The organism is Cytobacillus sp. MT66 (assembly GCF_058792595.1).
The window spans coordinates 440458-460716 of record NZ_JBXAFB010000003.1; the positions used below are offsets into that span (position 1 = coordinate 440458).

Consider the following 20259-nt stretch of genomic DNA (forward strand, 5'->3'; position numbering starts at 1 on the left):
TATTACCTCTCTTTCGGCAAGATAACCGTTAGGAAAAAGCTAATTACGGCAAATAGAAGCACAGCATAATATACCCAATGCAGTGATGATGCAAGACCCCCCTGTAGGATCTCTCTTACTCCTTCTGAAAGCTGATTTCGCTCGCTTTCATTTAAAAGCGAATTGGTTGAATCGATTGTCAAATTTTCAGATACCTCACCAGCATTTTCGCGGAAATAATGCAGCAGACGGCTATTTAATATTCCGCCAAGCAAAGCTGCACCGACCGTATTTCCTAAATTTCTCATAAACATATTAGCAGCTGTGGCAATTCCCCTTTGCTCCCAGCTGACAGTGCTTTGAATCGAAACAATAAATGATGTTGATGTCAATCCCATCCCAACCCCTACTAAAAACGAGGCACAAGCGGCCCAGACGGGTCCAGCTTCTGGTGAAAGTGAAGCAAACATAATACTGCCCAAAATAAGGAAAATCCCGCCAATTATAGACGTATTTTTAAAACCAATCTTTAATAATAGATAACCTGCTGCAGATGATGCAATAGGCCAGCCTATAGACATCGTGGTTAATGTAAAGCCTGCAACAATCGGGCTGCTTTCCATGACACCCTGAACAAATGCAGGCAAGAAACTTGATATCCCGATAAGCATAATCCCTGTAGTTAATGAAGCCAGGTTAGCAATCAAAATGGATCGTTTTTTCCAAATACTAAATGGCATCATCGGATCGGAAGCCTTTTTTTCCTGAAAAACAAAAAGAAAAAAAGCAGCGAGGGCTGCAGCAAAAATCCCTATGCTTTCAGGCGACGTCCATTTCCAGCGCGTCCCTCCTTCAACAAGAACAAACATCAAGGAAGAGATGGAAATAGTTAATAAGATGGCACCTTTATAATCAATATCAGGCTTTTTCTTTTCAATGTTTTCATGGAGAAATTTAGATATTCCGATTATTGAAAAAATCCCAAGCGGAATATTAATCCAAAAAACATAATGCCATGACACGTATTCGACTAGGAGACCTCCAATGGCCGGCCCCATTATTGCGGATATCCCCCAAACACTGGAGAGGTATCCTTGAATTTTCGCCCGTTCTTCCTTTGTATAGATATCCCCGACAATGGTTGTTGCAATGGGCATGACAGCACCTGCACCAAACCCTTGGATCAGTCTGAAAACAATCAGCATTGTCATTGATTGGGCAAATCCGCATAAGATAGAGCCAATTAAAAAGATGGTTATGCCAAAAATGAGGATAGGCTTTCGTCCAAATAAATCTGAAAGCTTCCCGTATATTAAAACCGTCACAGCATTCATTAAAAGATAAGCCGAAAAAACCCAGCTGTACAATGAAAAGCCGCCCAGGTCAGCAGCAATGGCCGGCATGGCCGTCGACACAATGGTAGCCTCAATCGCCCCCATAAACATTGCGAGCATAACAGAAATCAATACAAGCGGCCTATTCGTTTGTTTAAGTTCCTTCGACTTTGTTTCATCCATGGCTTGTCCCAATGTTCTTTCCCTCCAAACAAAAATACAGCAGAAAAAAATCAAGCCCCCTTATTTGGGAGCGTAATGTTATTTCTTATTTACCATTCGGATATAATTATTAATTTCAATCAGTACACTTCTTCGGGTAAAAATCCCTTCAAAATAACCATCTCCATTGACAACGCACAAAAATGGATTATCAATAAGCAGCGGTATAGCTTCTTTTACAGATGAAGAAATATTTACCCTTTGGATTTTCTTATTCATTATTTCCTCGACACGTATTTCTTCAAGTTTTTCAAATTCAATTCGTTCAAGTCCGAGAATAGAGTCCATTATAATCGGGGTACTGATTAATCCATGAAGTTTGTAAAAAGGATCTAAAACAGGTATAGCAGTATATCCGCTTTTGGTTAATACTAAAAGTGCATGCTCCAAACTATTCCCGACTTGCACATGCGCAACTCGTTCTGATGGAATCATTAGATCACGTATATTTTTTTCTAGATTTTCCCCGCTTTGAAGACTTATCATCACCGAAACTCCTCAACAATTTTTTATCCTTCTGTCCTTAGTGTATCACAGTTTGAGGTTCGACGCTCCTATAAAGTGAAACTTCAGCCAGCGGGGAACTATTGCCCAATGATGCGAAACAAACCGGAATTAACCCTTGTTTGTGTGAATATTCCTTACTTCGTATTGGCAATTTGGGCATTTATATATAACATTTTGATTAGATTGAGCAGTAAGGACAGAAACAATTTCTTCTGTCGTGTGACATTTTGGACATTTAACAGCTGGCAGCATTGCTTCTCACCTCTGTTGGCGAAAAAGGAACCAAAACTGGTTCCTTTTCATTTCATTATTGTATAAGATCAAAGATCTCAATCGTTATCATATCAATATTGTCAAATTGATATCTCTTCGGCTTTTCTTTTTCGTTGTACACTTCCAATTCATACATTTCACTTTTTGGCTGATAAGTGACCTGGCATTTCCTTTCGCCATTCACCTCGAAAAATCTTTGTGCTGGTTCGCCACTTGCAGATTGTTCCTGTAAGTTTTTTAATCGTGTTAAAATACCCTGAAGCTGTGACATGCTCCCTCTCCTTTCACAAAACCCCTATAAGAACATCTTCGTGTCTTTTATTAGGTTTCTCTTTTGGCATGTTTCTATCCTAATTTATTTAATTTCGAATATTCACTCTGACGAGAGCTTTTCATACCAATATTAACAGAATAAAATAAGGGAACACACATATACAAGTAAAAACTTCTTACAGGAAAAACTTTTTCATATAAAAAAGGTTTGTCAGAAAAATGGAAACAGGTGAAAAAGATCCATTTGGCTGCTGTGAACGCTGAATAATCTCTTCGGGAATATTGTCATATAAATACTCATCAACCTTGTAAATGCCATCTATATCTTTCATGATTACACCTTCATAATGATCGTCAAAGGAAACAGGACCCTCGCCAGAATCCTTAAAGTATTCAAATACGTAAATGTATCCTTTTTTTCTGACGATCTTGGTTTCATCCGTATAGGTAAAGAAGGGAATATAGTAGATTGGAAAGTCAGTTCCATATGTAATGTATTTCCCATCCTCCATAAAAAGGTTTTCAGACGTGAAAACCTTCATTGCCTCTTTGGAAAAATACGGGGATAATATTTCGTATATTTCCTCCATTGTTCTTGGCTTTTCACTTAATTGAACCTGAGCTTGGAATGCTTCCTGTAAGTATTGGAAAACTTCTTCGTTATTGCTCAAGCTTTCTTGGGCAGTTGTTTTGGCTGGATTAATGAAGGATATAAGCAAAATAAATGGCAGTGAGCACAGTAAAAACTTTTTCATGACATCCTCCCCTTTTTATTGATAATTCTCATTTTATCAACAAAACATTCTGTATACGGATGTAATCGTTCGTAAAATAACTTCAAGTTTTGACGAAAAAAAGCCTCTATCGCCCAATAACTGCCCCATTTGACAAATCTTGCAAGTAAATTGCTGATTTCCGCTCCGGGCGCTTCGCTTTCCGCGGGCGGCCCGGGGAGCCTCCTCAGCGCTTAACAGCGCCTGCGGGGTCTCCCTAGCCCCGTTCATCCCGCAGGAGTCTTCGCGCCCTCCGCTCCAATCAGCAAATAGATATCAGAAAGTCTTTTTCAATTACTTTTAAGAAAAACAACAAAAAAGGCCTCTTTACGAGACCTTTACAGTAAACCTTCATGTTCATATAGGTATTCATAGGTTAAATCAATGAATATATATTCCTTTGCATTTAGCGGATAGGAGAAGGTCCGGATGGTTTCTCCTGTTTCCACATCACAGTATAAATCTGATAGAATGCCTCTTTTATCTCTTCTCATTTTCATGATATTTTCTAAAAAGTAAGGACGCCAGCTCCAGTTTTTACGTAAGTATTCAGGCTGAATAAACCAGCCGTCGCTTCCTTTAAAAATATTGGGCGATGTTTGAAAACCATCCTCATTGCAAATATATATACGAAAAGCTACATCATTTAAGGGAGCTGATAAAGCCTTCAGCAGCTCCTCATAATCAAGCAGCCTGCGGTTTTTCGTCTGAAGAAACTGCAGCAGGCTATCGTTAAATTGTTCTGTAACTGCAGAGAAATCCTCTAGCTTTTTCTTTTCATAGGAAATAAACTCCAGGCTCTTTTCTTTTAACATTTGTTTTTGGATATCTCTATCAACAAAGCTTTCCCCTGGTTCCTTCAAGTAATAGCCCTGATAATATCTGCCGCCATTTCTCCAGGCGAATTGAAGCTGGTAAACCATTTCAATATTCTTAAAAAGCAGGGTTGAACCAATTTTCCGTGCAAGCATTGATATGGAATATAACACATCATGCAGGGCTTTTGCTGTTCCCTGAGAGCGCAGCTCATTCAAATCGATCTTAAGAATATTTGGAGCAAATTGGCCAATGCGGTCAACATGGCTTCTTTCGTTCCCCATATTATCTATCGCTATTTTAATTCCATATGTACGCAAATAATTTAATAGATGATCTAAATGCTCTAGATCGCCGCGATATATTCGCTCTGTCGATTCTAATATAATACGGTCAAGCTTGATGCCTTTTTCCTGATATTCCATTAGAAGCTCTAATAGGGACTCGGCATTATCAAATAATAAAAGGTCCGCATCCTTGTTAATAAATAGCATGATGTCAGGTTCAAGGGCTAAGGCTTTATCAAGTGCTTTTCTTAATACAGCATTGTCAACTTCAAGGCGGTACTCCTCAGGAATACTTTCATCTAGGAAAAAAGGCCCCAAGCTGATAATGCCGTTTTCACTTCTATATCTTCCAAAAACTTCATATCCAACTACCCGATGCTCATCAGCACTGAATATCGGCTGAAAATACGGAAAGACGTTATCTAAATCTGTAAGGATCTCCAGTGCATCCATACTAAAAGACCTCCGATACAATGATGTATCATTATACCATAATCTTCTATGCCAGGACAGAGAACTGTCCTCTGCCCTCTCCTCTAAAAAGAAATCACTTCATTAAAATGGATGCTGATTCAGCCACTGCCCACCATCCATGGTGATCACTTCGCCATTAATATATGCTGCATGATCAGAGAAAAGAAAATACGCGAGCTCGGCAATCTCTTCTGGTGTTCCAAGTCTGCCTAGCGGAACACTATGAAGTGTACGATCAGCTGCTTCTTTCGATTCCCATAAACGATCTGCTCCGCCTGTCCGTTCTATTGGACCAGGTGCAATGGCATTTACTCGTATTCCATATTTTCTTCCCCATTCAACAGCGAGTGTTCTTGTCATTGACAATACACCAGCTTTAGCTGCGGCAGAGTGTATCACGCCTGCACCAGCCCCCCATGCATAGGTAGCAACCATATTAATAATGCTGCCCTTTATTCCGTTTTCAATCCAATACTTGCCAGCCTCGCTCGAACAGTAAAATGTCCCATTTAATACGATATTAATAACAGAATTCCAGCCATTTGGACTAAGCTTTTCAGCAGGACAAATAAAGTTTCCAGCCGCATTATTAACTAAAAAGTCTATTTTTCCAAAGGTTTTAACAGATTCATCAATCATATGCTTTACGTGCTCTACTTCCCGAACATCCATTTGTATGGTTAATACCTGTCCTGGATTGACCTCTATTTCCTTTTTTGCTTCTTCCAGACGTTCCTTTGATCTTCCTGTAATAACAACATTCGCGGAAGCTTCGGCAAATCGTTTGGCCATATGTTTCCCCATCCCGCTAGAACCGCCGGTTACAATAACTGTTTTACCCATCATTTTTTAACACCTCTTGTAAACTGAATAGTCATTCATTTACATTTTAACACTAAATTAAAGAATTTTCTAACAAATATATAAATAGAATAATAACGAAAAGCTCCTATCGTTTCTAGAAACATCCATGGTGTTTCCCCTTCTTTTTATAAACAGAGTTTGATAGTATTAGAAAAGATTCATTAATAGATAGGTTGGTTATAATATGGCGAAAAAAATTTCAAGAAGGACGTTTATAAAAAAAACGCTTAGCTCTTTCCTTGCCCTCATTGGTGCTGGAGCAGGCGGATTTTTTTATGCCCGGGATATAGAGCCAAGACTATTAGAAATAAGCCATCATCAAATAAAAAATTCATTCATCCCAAAGGGTTTTCACCAGTTCAAAATCATTCAATTCAGTGATACCCATCTTGGTTTTCATTATGATTTAGAGCAATTTAAAAAACTGCTGAAGAAAATTATGGACGAAAAGCCAGATATTATTTTTTTTACTGGTGATTTAATGGATGAACCAAATAAATATTACCAAGCCAGTTCCATCATTCCATTACTGCAGCAGCTTGAAGCTCCTTTTGGGAAATTTGCCATCTATGGAAATCACGATCATGGGGGATACGGGACAGATATCTATAAAGGTATTATGGAAAATGCCGGATTTCAGCTTCTGAATAATGAAAACAAAGAAATTAAGCTCCTCGATGGAAGCAGCCTCCATATAATCGGCATAGATGATGCGATGCTTGGGAATCCTGATATTGGACAAGCTGTGTCAGGAATCCCAGCGGAATCTTATAAAATTCTATTATCCCATGCACCTGACTTAGCGGATGAAGCTGCAAATTATCAAATACATCTTCAATTAAGCGGTCATAGCCATGGCGGACAAATAAAAATTCCATTTATTGGCGCTTTAGTCAAAGTTCCATTTGCCGTTAAGTATCAGGAGGGATTTTACGAATTAAGCGGGAATTCTCCTTTAACCTTATATGTCAACAGAGGAATTGGAACAACTCGCCTTCCTTTTCGTTTTCTAACGAAGCCGGAGCTTTCAGTCTTCACCCTAGTCACCGAGGAAGAATCTTCAAGTAAATAATTGGATAATTTCCTAATACGGATTTCAAATTTTCGAAAAAAGGGGTATAATAGCCTTATACCCCTTATTAATAGAAAGGAGCCATACTATTGAAATCGGAAAAGAGTGATTCTCCTCATGAACTGCACCCAACGGTTGAAAACCTCTCACAAGCAATCTTCACCGTTAATCGCCATGCAAAAACGGCGCCAAACCCAAAGTTTTTATACAAATTAAAGCAAGAGGCTTTATTGAAGCTGATTAAAGAAGGAAAGGCAAAAAAAGCCGGTCTTCATTTTTCAAGCAATCCTAAATATAGCCAGCAGCAGTCGGATGTATTGGTGGTATGCGGAAAATACACATTTCATATCCCTCCATCAAAAGAAGACTTCACTAAGTTACAGCATTTAGGAAAATTAAATACACATGTCAGAAATCCAAAAGCTTCTCTATCTCTTAATCAGGCAAAGAGAATATTAATTGCTTATACTGGAATGAAAGAACAAAACCAAGATCCAATGAATAAAAAGCGACGCTATCAAAAACCTGTATTTAAGAAACTCGGAGAAAGTTATTTTTAAAATAGTGTTAACGCTTAATGTTGATTAATTACTAGTTGATTGGAGTGGAAGGCGCGAAGACTCCTGGGGGATCAGCGTTGAAGCGAGACCCCACAGGAGCGAAGCTCTGAGGAGGCTCGCAAAACGCCCCCCGGAAAGCGAAGCGCCTGGAGAGGAAATCAACTAATTTGCTTCCCAAGCCAATAGAAAAAGCCAGATTCGCATAAAAACGCGGAATCTGGCTTTTACAATTTAAAGCGCCATTTTGTCAATATGCAGCACAAGCTCAGCAATTTCAGGCTTGCTCACCTGGGCGTCTGCTCCAACCATTTGACCTTTATGTTTTAAATCCTCTGTAATTAAAGAAGAGAAAATAATGACGGGAATTTTAGAAAGCTTTGAATTGGTTTTAATCCGCTTTGTTAAATGATGCCCATCCATTTGCGGCATCTCAATATCCGTAACAATTAGCTGTACCTCATCCTCCATGTTCTTTCCAGAATCAATGAGGTTTTCAAGATATTCAATTGTCTCACGGCCATTTTCGAAAAACTCGACATTCTCATAGCCAGCTTCTTTTAAGGTATCGCTAAGCAATTTCCGCAATAACGGTGAGTCCTCTGCGACAACCAATCTTTTGCTGGACCGTTCCCTTCGCCCAAGCTTCTGTACCTGCCCGACATGTATCCCTGTCTCTGGATTGATTTCCATAACCATTTTTTCAAAATCAAGCAATAAAATCATTTGTCCATTTAATTTAATAACTCCAATAATTAAACTTTCAGTTCCCTGATACAGCTCTGATGGCTTTTCAATTTGCTGCCAGGAGATCCGGTGTATTTGCGTGACACTCTGAACATGAAAAACAATCTTTTGTTTATTAAATTCTGCAACAATGAACTTATCAAGCTCAGGATTTGCAGATGCCCCAAATCCTAATGAGGCAGCAACATCCACTACAGGCAATACTTCACCGCGCAGTTCAATAATGCCCTCAATATTTTTATGTGCATGCGGGATTTGGATAACAGGTACGGGATTGATAATTTCTTTTACCTTAATGACATTAATGCCGTATTTATTTTTCCCAATGCCAAATTCTACGATTTCGAGCTCATTTGTACCGCTTTCAAGTAATATTCCTTTATGCTGTTCCACCGTTATAGTCGTCCTTCCAAAAATATAAATAGTCAAATCTACCTAATACTATACCATGAAAGGAGTTTTTTTCTTTGAAATTTTTAAGAGAAATTGTGAAAATTTTTCAAAATCACTAGAATTTGATGTTTTTGTGAACGTTTTCACATAATGTGGATTTTCTATCCAAAAGGAGATACAATCAAGGAGAAATAAGGAAAACAAAAAAATTTAAAAGAGGTGCTATGAATCATGAAAGGCACGGCTATCCTATTTCAGGAGAACCAAAAAGTAACTATGATCGAAGAGATTGAGCATTGTGTTTATGAAGAACTGAAAGCGCAGAGCGGTGACGAGCACTGCAAATGCAAATTAAACAACAAGATCGTTGACTTTGGGCCTGTGTCACCTGTTTTCTGGCATGAAAATGAAGTAGATTGGGATTATGGATATTAATCGTTTATATAGACAGTAAAATCCTCGAAAAACAAAAGGTGAGCTTTATGCTCACCTTTTTCCTTAGGCTTGTCCTTTATACTTCCCGTTATTTTTACTCGCCTTTTCCTTTTTGGCTTTATCCTTATGGATTTTATTTGTATCAGCGCTTCCAAATTCGTGAGAGAATTCAGAATCAATGACAGCAGAATCAAATCCTTTTTTGTTCTTTTGCTGCGGATCATTTTTTTTCGTTTTCTTCGCCATAAAAAAACCCCCCTTTTTATCCTTCTTATTATTGATTAAAAAGGGGAGTTTTTATTCATTTACTGTTTCCAATACTTGTAAAGCGCTTGTGTACCACTGTTTTCCTCGCCGGCTTCAGCAAGCTCCTGATACATTTTCCTTGCCAGAGCGAGTCCAGGGGTCTGCATTCCCATGGCTTCCGCTTCCTTTAAAGCAATATTCATATCCTTAATAAAGTGTTTGATATAAAACCCTGGTTCAAAATCTCCATTTAGCATTCTCGGCGCTAAATTAGATAGTGAGAAGCTGCCGGCTGCACCAGTTGAAATGCTTTTTAGCACTGTATTAGGGTCTAGACCTGCTTTCTCTGCATATATAACTGCTTCACAAACCCCAATCATGTTGGAAGCAATCGCAATTTGGTTACACATTTTTGTATGCTGTCCAGCACCAGGTGCCCCTTGATAAACAATGTTGGTTCCAAGCTTCTCTAAAATTGGCTGAACGGCTTCAAAAGCTGTCTGATCGCCGCCTGCCATGATAGAAAGTCTGGCTTCCTTAGCACCGATGTCTCCGCCTGATACAGGAGCATCCAAGGCATAAATCCCTTTCTTTGCTGCCTCATCATAAATCCTTTTAGCAAGGGTTGGTGTTGACGTAGTCATGTCAATGACATATGTATTTTCTCTTCCATTTGTAACAATGCCATCTTGGCCTAAATAAACTTCTTCAACATCATTTGGATAGCCGACAATCGTAATGATGACATTTGCCTTTTCAGCAACCTCCTTTGGTGTATCTGCCCAGCCGGCCCCCTTTGCAAGCAGCTCCTCTGCTTTTGCCTTTGTCCGGGAATAGACAACAAGCGGAAATCCTGCCTTTAGCAAATGTCCAGCCATACTTTTTCCCATGACTCCAGTTCCAATAAAACCAATTACGGTGTTTTCAGGTGTTAGCACGAAAGATTCTCCTCTCTCCCCTATTTATTCAGAATATTATCTCTATATTATCATTCAAATCAAAAGAAATGGAGATTTAAGTATAAATAAAATTAGAACTGTGAAGAAAAGTTTGTCAAGAACGCTTTTCCGATAACCTCTTCATCATTGTATACTTCAACAGAAACTGCGTCCTCGTTGACGATCATCTCCTCTATTTCAAACACATGTAAATCTAAAAGCAAAGGAATTGGATTCATAGAGATGAAATGGTCCTTTTTATTTTTCACCTCAATATATTCTCCTGCATGGTTATAGTTCGACCCATAGATAATTTCATCCTTACCTAGCGCTTTAGCTAACTTCTCATTATGTATCGATACTTTTACTTTATATACATCTTCACCGCTTAGAATTTCTTCATTGATTTTAAACCGAAACTGCAGCTCATTATTTTTGGTCAAAAATGCCTCTGCATGGCTGTTTATAATAGTTTCCTGTGTTTTAGGCAAACATCCGGACAATACGGCGGCCAAAAGAATGACGAAAATCAGCTTTACATTTTTATATACCATATTTCATTTCCCTCCTCTTTTTACCATTTCCTTTACTCGCTGGGGGTAAACCCCATTTATGGAAAAGGGCAAAAAAAATCCGGCCGTTTTGGCCGGAAAATAAAGGGAGAAATAGGATGAGCAACTTAGGATAGTAAGTGCTGTTTTATTTGTACCCTGCTAAAAGAACCTATAAACCTTTTTTAGAAAAAAATTTTAAAAAACTATTTTATGGTGCTTTTTACAAGCTCTTTAACTTCTTGAGCTGTTTTCATTTGCAGTGCCTTTTTTGCCAGCTCTTCCATATCAGTTTTGTTTAACTTCCGCATTTGTGAACGCACCTTTAATACAGAAGCAGCACTCATTGAAAATTCATCGAGACCTAGCCCCAATAACAGTGGAACGGCCGTTTCGTCACCTGCCATTTCACCGCACATGCCTGCCCATTTCCCTTCAGCATGGGCCGCCTCAATCACCATATGAATAAGGCGCAAAATAGCAGGATTATAAGGCTGATAAAGGTATGAGACCTGCTCATTCATACGGTCAGCTGCCATAGTATACTGAATGAGATCATTTGTGCCGATACTGAAGAAATCAGCCTCTTTAGCAAACTGATCAGCCATTACTGCAGCAGATGGTATTTCAATCATAATGCCAACCTCAATATCTTTTGAAACTTGGTGCCCTGCTTTTTGCAGCTTTTCTTTCTCCTCTTTCAGTACAGATTTTGCCTGCCGAAATTCATCGATAGAAGCAATCATCGGAAACATAATTTTTAGGTTTCCATAGGCACTTGCCCGCAGCAAGGCTCTAAGCTGTGGTCTAAATAATTCCTGTTCCTCAAGACATAATCGGATAGCACGGAAGCCTAAGAATGGGTTCATTTCATTTGGCAAACTAAGGTAAGGAAGCTTTTTATCCCCGCCTATATCAAGGGTTCGCACAACAACAGATTTGCCCTCCATCCCTTCCAGGACTTCTTTATAGGCTTCAAATTGCTCTTCCTCTGATGGAAGCTTCTCTTTATCCATATACAAAAATTCAGTACGATAAAGTCCGATTCCTTCCGCACCGTTATTAATTACACCCTCAAGATCCACGGGTCTTCCGATGTTTGCGGCTAATTCGACATGATGCCCGTCTGCAGTAACTGTTTTTTCATTTTTTAATTTTGCCCATTCCTGTTTCTCTATTTCCAGCTTCTTTTGTATTGCTTCGTATTCATCAGTCGCTTCTTGAGTAGGGTTAATATGTACAAGTCCGTTAAGGCCATCAACAATAATCATGTCCCCATTCTCGATTTTCTTCGTTGCTTCCTTGGTGCCAACAACTGCTGGAATCTCCAATGAACGCGCCATGATCGCTGAATGCGATGTTCGTCCTCCAATATCGGTCGCAAATCCCTTAACAAGCTCTTTATTTAATTGTGCCGTGTCTGAAGGTGTTAAATCTTCTGCAATAATAATTACTTCTTCGGCAATCATGCTTGGTGAGGATAACCTAACGCCAAGCAGGTGGGATAAGACTCTTTTTTCTACATCACGAATGTCTGCTGCTCTTTCTCTCATATATTCATTATCCATCTGTTCAAACATAGTAATAAACATCCCGGCAGTCTCTTGAAGAGCATGTTCGGCATTTACTTTATCTTTTGTAATTTTCTCTTCTATGGGAGTGAGCAGCTCTGGATCACTAAGAACTAATAAATGGGCATCAAAAATGGCTGCTTTATCTTCACCCAGACTTTCACTTGCATGGCTCCGGATTCCTTCCAGCTCGGCCTTAGAAGCTGCAATGGCTGATCGGAAACGCTCAATTTCCTTATCTGGATTATCGATTTGTTTTTCATCGAAGGATAGGTCAGGTTCATTGAGGATATAGGCTTTTCCAATAGCAATTCCGCCTGAAGCCGCTATTCCGCTTATAAAGCTCATTGTTATGCCAGTCCCTCTTTTTTCAATAATTCCTCTAAGCTATTAAGTGCTTCCTCAGCATCACTGCCCTCAGCACTAATAATAATTTCCGCACCCTTGCCAATGCCCAATGACATAACACCCATAATAGACTTTAAATTTACCCTTTTTCCTTTATATTCTAATTGAATGTCAGAATCAAACTTGCTTGCTGTCTGTACTAAGAGAGTTGCAGGACGTGCATGAATCCCTGATTCCGAAATCACTGTATAATGTTTTTCCGCCATATTGGATCAATCTCCTTTTACATGATCTTTAAAAAATCCCAAAGAACTTTATTAAGGGTAAAACGAAAAATTCTCTGTTTATTTTTGCCTAAATTCATCTTTTCATGTACGTTTAAAAATCATTAGAAAAGGCATTTCCAATGGAAATGCCCTTTATTAAGCTTTATTTATATTCAATTAATTTTGCCTAAATTTAAGCTTTTAAATTTTTTAGGATATTCCAGACAAAAAGAAGAATTCCAAGGGCCGTTAGTGTTGCGCCAATTGCTGTCCCAGGTACAAAAGCAGCATTTTGTACTGCCACAATCATAGCCAAAGAAATCATCATGATCGGCAACCCGATATTATGCAGCCAAAAGTGCCATTTGCTTAATTTTGAAGCAGTTAAAGATGGAAATAGGTGGTACAAAATACCTGCCAATGTAAGTGATGTCCATCCAAGAAGATTAATATGAACATGGACAGGCGTGAGTTCATAGGAATGAGATACTGACATATAATAGCCCAACAGAATGCCAATTGCAAAGTATACAGAGGAAATTTTTATCAGCTTAAGTCCCATTTATGCTCCTCCTCTCTAACAAAAGTCATAATAATGTTAAAGAATATGAGCATCATTTTTACTTTAGAATATGGGACTAAGGCAGCCCCAACAAAAATTTATGATTATTTTATTTTAGTTTTAGAATTTTCTATAAATTTAACCAAATTCCTTTACGAAATAAAAATTTTAGTGCAAACTGTTAGTAATATAAATAAAAACGTTTTCAAAGGAGAGTGAGCGAATGAAAAGAGCAGAGATTGGGAATGTCATTGAATTTCGCGATGGTTTACAAGGGGTAGTAGAGAAAGTAAACGAAAACTCAGTCATTGTGGATTTATCGATTATGAGCAATTTCCGTGATCTAGATTTGGAACAAAGAACGGTAGTTAACCATAAAAACTACAAGGTTATTAAGGAGACGTTGGTATAATAAAAGCAGCTTCCTCGCTGCTTTTTATTTTGCCTCTTATTTTTCTTCCTTGCTAAGTTCTTTAAACGACTTTACTTTCCCATGCGGATTTTGGTCCTGCTTTCTGACAGTCCAAGCCCGTTCTTTTTCGCGTTTTGATCTTGTCATATTGGCAGCCCTCCCTTCTTTTATTAGCATTTACCTAAATGGATATTTTATTTCCTTCTAGCCACCTTTTATTTATAGGCTTTTTTGAGTGCTTTTCCCGCAATTAGTTGTTTGATGGGTGGAGAAATGGTAATCTATGAAACGAAAGGAAAGATAATGTAACCATACAAAAAGTTTTTCGTCTAAAATTATGAAAAGGTATTTACACCTGCGGGAGGAATGACAAAATGAAAAAAATTGCAAATTGGATTATGATTGCAGGCTTGCTTGGAATAATAACAACTGGATGCGGGACAAGCCAAAACGCCGAAGAACCGCAAAACGGTTCAGCTCCATCCCAGAATGAAGAACAAGCAGACCAAAATAATCAAAATACAGAGAACCCAGCAGACGAAACAGCAGATGATGCATCAGAAAACAATGACCAAAACGCTGAAGAAGCCAAAGATAATGAAACTAGAGGTTCTGAACAAAGTATTCAATATCAATTAAATGGGGAAACAAAAGAAGCCACAGCTACATTACAGACCAGTGATAATCTTCATTATTCTATGTATGTGCTCCCTGAATTCGAGCTCACAGCTGAGGAGCCCAACCAAGATGTTGTATACTTGACAGAAGATGGCAATACATTTATGCGCATCCAATACCTGTCACCTGATACTGATTGGAAGATGGCCGAGGAAACAATGAAAACACAGCTTGCGTCATTAAACGAAGAAGTAGAAACAATTCAGGTGCCTGACGATGAATTCTTCAAAGACTGTACAGCCATGAAAGCTTCAAAAAATGGAGAAATTATGACCGGATATTTAATAAAAAATGCAAAACAGCCTATGCAGCTGACTATTTTTACAAATGAGGAAGCAGACTATTCAGATGCATTCGTGCAAATGGGCAAAACAATTATTGCTGATTAATATCCAGATGGGGCCATCATATTGGCCCCAATTTTTTTTTACTTTTGACTTGCATGAAATGGCTTCATCCATAATAGGACAATAAAAATGATACTGATATAGCCAAATATCGGGTAAAGATAGGAAAGCAGCGTGCCGTAATTAATCAGACTGATAAAGAAACATATGACAAAGATAACACTGACCGTCAGGATACTTGGAACCTTGATGTATTGCCGTACCTGGCGCTCAATGCCAAAAACATTCCCAATAACAGATGTAAAAATTTCACCATAAATAATAAAAACATAAATCCAAAAAAATGAAGAAGCAATCGTCTTCATGATTACAGCCATTGGGATATCATAGCTTTCAAGATTTGGGAGCATCACTAGGGTAATATGGCTCGAAATCAAAATAACAGTTAAGGCAATTCCCCCCAATATTCCACCCCATTTGACCGTCCGATCGTCTTTCACCTCTGATGCAATCGGAACTAAGACTGCCTGGGCAAGGCTCAGATTCATGGCTGCATAGGAAAATGGAGCGACTACCGACTTCCAGCCATCTTCAGCAAACGGGATAAATAGCATCTGCTCCGGAAAAGCCGGCAGCTGCATCGAAAGGAACATCAATAGAAAACTAAATGCAATCATCATAGGTACAACAAATGTATTAACAGCAAAAATCCCTTTTGTTCCTAAGATCATGACAAGAATGGACAGGGCCATAGTCAAAAATATCCCCGTATATCTAGATAATCCAAGCTGCTCTTCAAATACAGCCCCTGCACCAGATAACATGACTGCACATACACCCAGGAGCATGATAAGCATTAAAACATTTATAGCTGAACCGAAAAATTTTCCGAATAAGTACAGATTTAGTTCCTGATACGATTTTGCCTGAATAAGAGCCGCTATCCTCATCAGCTTCGCACCAATAAAGATTAATATATAGCCGCTCATTAAAATAGAGATAAAACCGATAAACCCAAAACGGGAGAAAAACTCAACAATTTCCCGCCCCGTGGCAAATCCAGCCCCAACCACTGTCCCTACATAAACGGCAGCGATTTGAAAGGCTGCACTCCAATTCGTCTTCACGAAATCTCCTCCTTCCATACCAATATATGACCGGCAGGACAAACAAAGACGAGCTTTATTAGAAAAAGGCAGGCATAATTTGAGGCAATTTTGAACAACACATTTCAATTACTTTTGTCAAAAAGTCTTATTTTTTTACAAAAAACACTTGAAAGTCAAAAAAGGTCAAAGTATAATAAAGTCATAAGGTCAAAGTTAGTCAAAGTCAAACAATGATAAATAGGAGGTATGACCATATGCTTTGTCAAAAATGTCATCAAAATGAAGCTAACGTTCAATTTCGGGTAAATGTCAATGGAAATGAAAAAACGCTAATCCTTTGCCAAGCCTGCTATCAAGACGAAAAAGCAAAAATTGGCTCCTCCTTTGGTCCATCTATGGGAGGTTTTTCAGGATTTAATCAGATCCCCTTTGGCGAGCTATTTAAAAATATCGATCCATCATCCTATCAGCCAATGCAAAAGCAAAATGCTGCCCCTCATACCCAGCAGCATAATGGCCGCGGAGGATTTATTGATCAATTTGGAAGAAATATAACTCGGGCTGCCAATGCTGGATTAATTGACCCTGTTATTGGCCGTGATGAAGAAGTTAACCGTGTCATTGAAATTTTAAATAGACGAAATAAAAACAACCCTGTTTTAATTGGTGAACCTGGTGTTGGTAAAACAGCGATTGCGGAAGGCCTTGCAACAATGATTGCTCAAGGAAATGTTCCGAAAAAGCTGCAGAACAAAGAGGTCTACTTGCTTGATGTTGCCTCCCTTGTTGCCAATACAGGCATTAGAGGCCAATTTGAAGAAAGAATGAAGCAATTGATTACAGAGCTTCAGGAAAGAAAAAATATTATTCTCTTTATTGATGAGATTCACCTTCTAGTCGGCGCAGGATCTGCCGAAGGCTCCATGGATGCCGGCAATATTCTTAAGCCAGCACTTGCCAGAGGCGAGCTTCAGCTTGTTGGCGCAACTACCTTGAAGGAATACCGTCAAATTGAAAAAGACCCTGCTCTAGAACGAAGATTCCAGCCAGTATATGTCCAGGAGCCAACAATGGATGAGGCACTGGAAATTCTTAAAGGGTTAAAAGCTAAATATGAAGATTACCATGAGGTCACTTTCACAGATGACGCATTAAAGGCTTGTGTACAGTTATCAAGCCGCTATATTCAGGACCGCTTCCTTCCAGATAAAGCCATTGATTTAATGGATGAAGCTGGTTCAAAAATCAACTTAAAATCTGATTATTCCTCTACAGAGGAAATTGAAAACCGATTAAAAGAAATCAGCAAGCAAAAGGAACAGGTGTTAAAAGAAGAAAAATACGAAGCCGCAGCAAAATTGCGCGATGAAGAAGTGAAACTTGAAAAAGCATTAAATGAAAATGGAAATTCCGAACGTCCTGTTGTCGAAGTCTCCCACATTCAAGAAATTATTGAGCAGAAGACAGGAATCCCTGTAGGTAAGTTGATGGAAGATGAACAGGCAAAAATGAAAAACCTTGAAGCTAGCCTTGCGAAAAAGGTTATTGGGCAAGATGAGGCTGTTGAAAAGGTTGCGAAAGCGATTCGCAGAAGCCGTGCCGGATTAAAGGCCAAAAATCGTCCAATTGGTTCCTTCCTCTTTGTCGGTCCTACTGGTGTAGGTAAAACAGAGCTTACAAAAACACTTGCAGAAGAACTGTTCGGTTCAAAAGACGCGATGATCAGGCTTGATATGAGTGAGTACATGGAAAAACACAGCGTCTCAAAAATCATTGGTTCACCTCCTGGCTATGTTGGCCACGAGGAAGCAGGGCAATTAACTGAAAAAGTCAGAAGAAATCCTTACAGCATCATCTTGCTGGATGAAATTGAGAAAGCACATCCAGATGTCCAGCATATGTTCCTGCAAATTCTTGAAGATGGGCGTCTAACAGACAGTCAGGGCCGCACTGTAAGCTTTAAGGATAGTGTTATTATTATGACAAGCAACGCAGGTGTTGGCCATAAGGAAATTCATGTTGGCTTCGGCACTTCAAGTGAAGCAGTGAAAGAAGCCAGCATTCTAGATTCACTTGGAAGCTTTTTTAAGCCGGAATTCTTAAATCGCTTTGACAATATTATTGAATTTAAGACACTTGATAAAGAGCATCTCCTAAAAATTGTTGATATCATGCTTAATGAGTTAAAAGAAACTCTAATGGAACAAAAAGTTCAGCTTACTGTTTCAAATGAAGTAAAGGAAAAACTGGCTGACCTCGGCTACCATCCAGCCTTTGGCGCCCGTCCGCTAAGAAGGGTTATCCAAGATCAGCTTGAAGATAGGCTGGCTGACTTTATTATCGACCACAATGGTGAAGAAGATCTTCAAGCCGTACTGGAAAATGAGCAAATTGTTATTAAAACAAAATAATGCAAAAGAGACAGATTCCCTAAAGGAGTCTGTCTCTTTTTGATTACAAGCTCTTATCGTCTACAGAGTTTAGCCATTGTTCGATTTCACCTACAACGGATTGCACACAGCCATCTTCAAATGGAGAAATCAAATTTGCCTCTTTCACAAGCTGTGTAAAGGATTTGCTGCCTCCTAAGCGGCAGAGATGTACATAATCCTTCCAGGCCTCCTCGTGATTTTCCCTTGAACGTTTCCAAAACTGGAATGCACAAATTTGTGCCAAAGTATAGTCAATATAATAAAATGGTGAATTATAGATATGGCCCTGTCTCTGCCAGAAGCCGCCATTTTCCAGATATTCGTTCCCATCATAATTTTTATGGGGCTGATACTTTTTCTCAATTTCCCGCCAAGCCTGCTTCCTTTCCTGCGGTGTCGCTTCAGGATTTTCATACACCCAGTGCTGAAATTCATCTACAGAAACACCATACGGCAAGAAAAGCAGTGCCGCGCTTAAATGAGCAAATTTATATTTTTCTGTATCCTCTTTAAAGAAATTTTCCATCCATGGCCAAGTAAAGAACTCCATGCTCATGGAATGAATTTCGCATGCTTCCATTGTCGGCCAATTGTATTCAGGAATTTCAAAACTGCGGCTTGAGTACACTTGAAAAGCATGGCCTGCTTCATGTGTCAGTACATCGATATCACCGGATGTTCCATTGAAATTAGAGAAGATAAATGGCGCCTTATAGTTTTCAATGTATGTACAATAGCCGCCGCCAGCTTTCCCCTTCTTAGCAACGAGATCCATTAAGCCATTTTCTCTCATGTACCTGAAAAATTCCCCTGTTTCCTTGGAAAGCTCATTATACATCTTCTGGCCATTGTCAATAATCCATTCGGGGCTTCCCTTTGGCGTGGCATTTCCTGTGCTGAAGTTGAATGCTTCATCATAATACCTGAGCTCATCGACACCAATTCGCTCTCTTTGCCGTTCCTTAAGCTCTGTAGCTATTGGCACGATATATTCTTTTACCTGATCCCGGAATTTTGCTGCCATCTCCGCATTATAATCCGTTCTTTGCATACGCATATAAGCAAGCTCAACAAAATTTTTGTATCCAAGCTTTTCTGCTATTTCGGTTCTAATTTTTACTAATTCATCATAAATGCGGTCAAGTTCGTTTTCATTTTCAGCTAAAAAGTCAAACCTTGCTTCACTCGCTTTTCTTCTGACTTCACGGTCTGTAGATTGCGTAAATGGCTCCATTTGCGCAAGGGTCCGTTCTTCCCCCTCAAATTGAATTTTCGCTGAAGCAATCAGTTTGGTATATTCTGATGAGAGTTTATTCTCCTTTTGCAGAAGAGGAACTATTTCTGGAGAAAACGTTTTCAGCTGGGAATCGGCCAGGGCAAAAACTTGCGATCCCCATTTCTCTTCAAGGTCTTTGCGAAACTTGGAGTTCACAAGCGATTGATAGTACTTTGTTAATAGACCATCCATTTCCGGCTCAATTTCGTCCATATAATCCTGTTCTTCCTTATAAAACTCGTCATTTGTATCGACAGAATGGCGAATATAGCAGAGATTGGCCATTGTGCCAAAGTCATTGCGAATATCGTTAATTGCATTCATAGCATTACTTTGTTCCTCAACTGTTTTCGCTTCATTAAACTTAAGCAATGCGGCATCAAATTTCTTTTTTATTTCATCAATATTCGGACGAGTATATGTATAATCTGCAAATCCCATTTTTAATTGCCTCCTTAAGCCTTTATATGTTATAAAGACTTTCATTTTTTACGTATTCGCTGTACTCTGTTTAATA

At 39.0% G+C, this 20259-nt stretch carries 22 protein-coding genes; 6 read left to right on the forward strand and 16 right to left on the reverse strand.

Going from position 1 to position 20259, the window contains the following annotated elements:
• Positions 1-2 precede the first annotated feature (2 nt).
• The 6 genes from AC1Q59_RS08130 to fadH form a co-directional block, all read right to left on the reverse strand.
• Entirely contained in the window at positions 3-1496 is a 1494-nt protein-coding gene (locus AC1Q59_RS08130) for an MDR family MFS transporter (RefSeq protein WP_492365378.1), read from the reverse strand.
• Positions 1497-1574: 78 nt separating this feature from the next.
• Positions 1575-2021: a cyclic-di-AMP-binding protein CbpB gene (gene cbpB / locus AC1Q59_RS08135; RefSeq protein WP_492365289.1), complete on the reverse strand. Its 447-nt coding sequence runs from the start codon at positions 2019-2021 to the stop codon at positions 1575-1577.
• A 328-nt stretch (positions 2022-2349) separates the two neighbouring features.
• On the reverse strand, positions 2350-2586 hold the full coding sequence (locus AC1Q59_RS08140) for a YkuJ family protein (RefSeq protein ID WP_492365290.1): 237 nt from the start codon (positions 2584-2586) through the stop codon (positions 2350-2352).
• Positions 2587-2764: 178 nt separating this feature from the next.
• On the reverse strand, positions 2765-3343 hold the full coding sequence (locus AC1Q59_RS08145; protein ID WP_492365291.1) for a DUF3993 domain-containing protein: 579 nt from the start codon (positions 3341-3343) through the stop codon (positions 2765-2767).
• 356 nt (positions 3344-3699) lie between these two features.
• Positions 3700-4917 carry an EAL domain-containing protein gene (locus tag AC1Q59_RS08150; RefSeq protein ID WP_492365292.1) on the reverse strand — a complete coding sequence of 406 codons (1218 nt, stop codon included), beginning with the start codon at positions 4915-4917 and terminating at the stop codon, positions 3700-3702.
• A 102-nt stretch (positions 4918-5019) separates the two neighbouring features.
• Entirely contained in the window at positions 5020-5784 is a 765-nt protein-coding gene (gene fadH / locus AC1Q59_RS08155) for a 2,4-dienoyl-CoA reductase (RefSeq protein ID WP_492365293.1), read from the reverse strand.
• Between the two features lie 202 nt (positions 5785-5986).
• On the opposite strand from fadH, the gene AC1Q59_RS08160 reads away from it, so the two are divergent.
• Both AC1Q59_RS08160 and AC1Q59_RS08165 read left to right on the forward strand, forming a co-directional pair.
• Positions 5987-6874: a metallophosphoesterase gene (locus AC1Q59_RS08160; protein ID WP_492365294.1), complete on the forward strand. Its 888-nt coding sequence runs from the start codon at positions 5987-5989 to the stop codon at positions 6872-6874.
• 89 nt (positions 6875-6963) lie between these two features.
• On the forward strand, positions 6964-7434 hold the full coding sequence (locus AC1Q59_RS08165) for a YkyB family protein (RefSeq protein WP_492365295.1): 471 nt from the start codon (positions 6964-6966) through the stop codon (positions 7432-7434).
• Positions 7435-7665: 231 nt separating this feature from the next.
• On the opposite strand, the gene AC1Q59_RS08170 is transcribed toward AC1Q59_RS08165, so the two are convergent.
• Positions 7666-8571, reverse strand: coding sequence for a chemotaxis protein (locus tag AC1Q59_RS08170; RefSeq protein WP_492365296.1), 906 nt, complete (start codon positions 8569-8571; stop codon positions 7666-7668).
• A 231-nt stretch (positions 8572-8802) separates the two neighbouring features.
• Here AC1Q59_RS08170 and AC1Q59_RS08175 point away from each other — a divergent pair, with 231 nt between their 5' ends.
• On the forward strand, positions 8803-9006 hold the full coding sequence (locus AC1Q59_RS08175; RefSeq protein WP_492365297.1) for a hypothetical protein: 204 nt from the start codon (positions 8803-8805) through the stop codon (positions 9004-9006).
• Between the two features lie 63 nt (positions 9007-9069).
• On the opposite strand, the gene AC1Q59_RS08180 is transcribed toward AC1Q59_RS08175, so the two are convergent.
• From AC1Q59_RS08180 to AC1Q59_RS08205, 6 genes are all read right to left on the reverse strand, one after another.
• On the reverse strand, positions 9070-9252 hold the full coding sequence (locus tag AC1Q59_RS08180) for a hypothetical protein (protein WP_492365298.1): 183 nt from the start codon (positions 9250-9252) through the stop codon (positions 9070-9072).
• Positions 9253-9311: 59 nt separating this feature from the next.
• On the reverse strand, positions 9312-10190 hold the full coding sequence (locus AC1Q59_RS08185; protein ID WP_492365299.1) for an NAD(P)-dependent oxidoreductase: 879 nt from the start codon (positions 10188-10190) through the stop codon (positions 9312-9314).
• Positions 10191-10282: 92 nt separating this feature from the next.
• The gene (locus tag AC1Q59_RS08190) at positions 10283-10744 is read right to left on the reverse strand and encodes a hypothetical protein (RefSeq protein ID WP_492365300.1); all 462 of its coding nucleotides are present in this window, start codon (positions 10742-10744) and stop codon (positions 10283-10285) included.
• 203 nt (positions 10745-10947) lie between these two features.
• Entirely contained in the window at positions 10948-12660 is a 1713-nt protein-coding gene (gene ptsP, locus AC1Q59_RS08195; protein ID WP_492365301.1) for a phosphoenolpyruvate--protein phosphotransferase, read from the reverse strand.
• A 2-nt stretch (positions 12661-12662) separates the two neighbouring features.
• Positions 12663-12926: a phosphocarrier protein HPr gene (locus tag AC1Q59_RS08200; RefSeq protein ID WP_492365302.1), complete on the reverse strand. Its 264-nt coding sequence runs from the start codon at positions 12924-12926 to the stop codon at positions 12663-12665.
• Positions 12927-13119: 193 nt separating this feature from the next.
• The gene (locus tag AC1Q59_RS08205; RefSeq protein ID WP_492365303.1) at positions 13120-13488 is read right to left on the reverse strand and encodes a cytochrome-c oxidase; all 369 of its coding nucleotides are present in this window, start codon (positions 13486-13488) and stop codon (positions 13120-13122) included.
• 223 nt (positions 13489-13711) lie between these two features.
• On the opposite strand from AC1Q59_RS08205, the gene AC1Q59_RS08210 reads away from it, so the two are divergent.
• The gene (locus AC1Q59_RS08210; RefSeq protein ID WP_492365304.1) at positions 13712-13900 is read left to right on the forward strand and encodes a YkvS family protein; all 189 of its coding nucleotides are present in this window, start codon (positions 13712-13714) and stop codon (positions 13898-13900) included.
• Between the two features lie 36 nt (positions 13901-13936).
• Here AC1Q59_RS08210 and AC1Q59_RS08215 read toward each other — a convergent pair whose 3' ends face one another.
• Positions 13937-14047, reverse strand: coding sequence for a DUF6254 family protein (locus tag AC1Q59_RS08215; RefSeq protein ID WP_492365305.1), 111 nt, complete (start codon positions 14045-14047; stop codon positions 13937-13939).
• Between the two features lie 227 nt (positions 14048-14274).
• Between AC1Q59_RS08215 and AC1Q59_RS08220 the strand changes: the two genes are divergently transcribed.
• Positions 14275-14967 carry a DUF8580 domain-containing lipoprotein gene (locus tag AC1Q59_RS08220; protein ID WP_492365306.1) on the forward strand — a complete coding sequence of 231 codons (693 nt, stop codon included), beginning with the start codon at positions 14275-14277 and terminating at the stop codon, positions 14965-14967.
• A 38-nt stretch (positions 14968-15005) separates the two neighbouring features.
• On the opposite strand, the gene AC1Q59_RS08225 is transcribed toward AC1Q59_RS08220, so the two are convergent.
• Positions 15006-16052 carry a YkvI family membrane protein gene (locus AC1Q59_RS08225; RefSeq protein WP_492365307.1) on the reverse strand — a complete coding sequence of 349 codons (1047 nt, stop codon included), beginning with the start codon at positions 16050-16052 and terminating at the stop codon, positions 15006-15008.
• A gap of 236 nt (positions 16053-16288) precedes the next feature.
• Between AC1Q59_RS08225 and AC1Q59_RS08230 the strand changes: the two genes are divergently transcribed.
• Complete coding sequence (locus AC1Q59_RS08230; RefSeq protein WP_492365308.1) at positions 16289-18445, forward strand: ATP-dependent Clp protease ATP-binding subunit; 2157 nt, start codon at positions 16289-16291, stop codon at positions 18443-18445.
• A 43-nt stretch (positions 18446-18488) separates the two neighbouring features.
• On the opposite strand, the gene AC1Q59_RS08235 is transcribed toward AC1Q59_RS08230, so the two are convergent.
• Positions 18489-20183 carry a M3 family oligoendopeptidase gene (locus AC1Q59_RS08235; protein ID WP_492365309.1) on the reverse strand — a complete coding sequence of 565 codons (1695 nt, stop codon included), beginning with the start codon at positions 20181-20183 and terminating at the stop codon, positions 18489-18491.
• Positions 20184-20259: the final 76 nt, after the last annotated feature.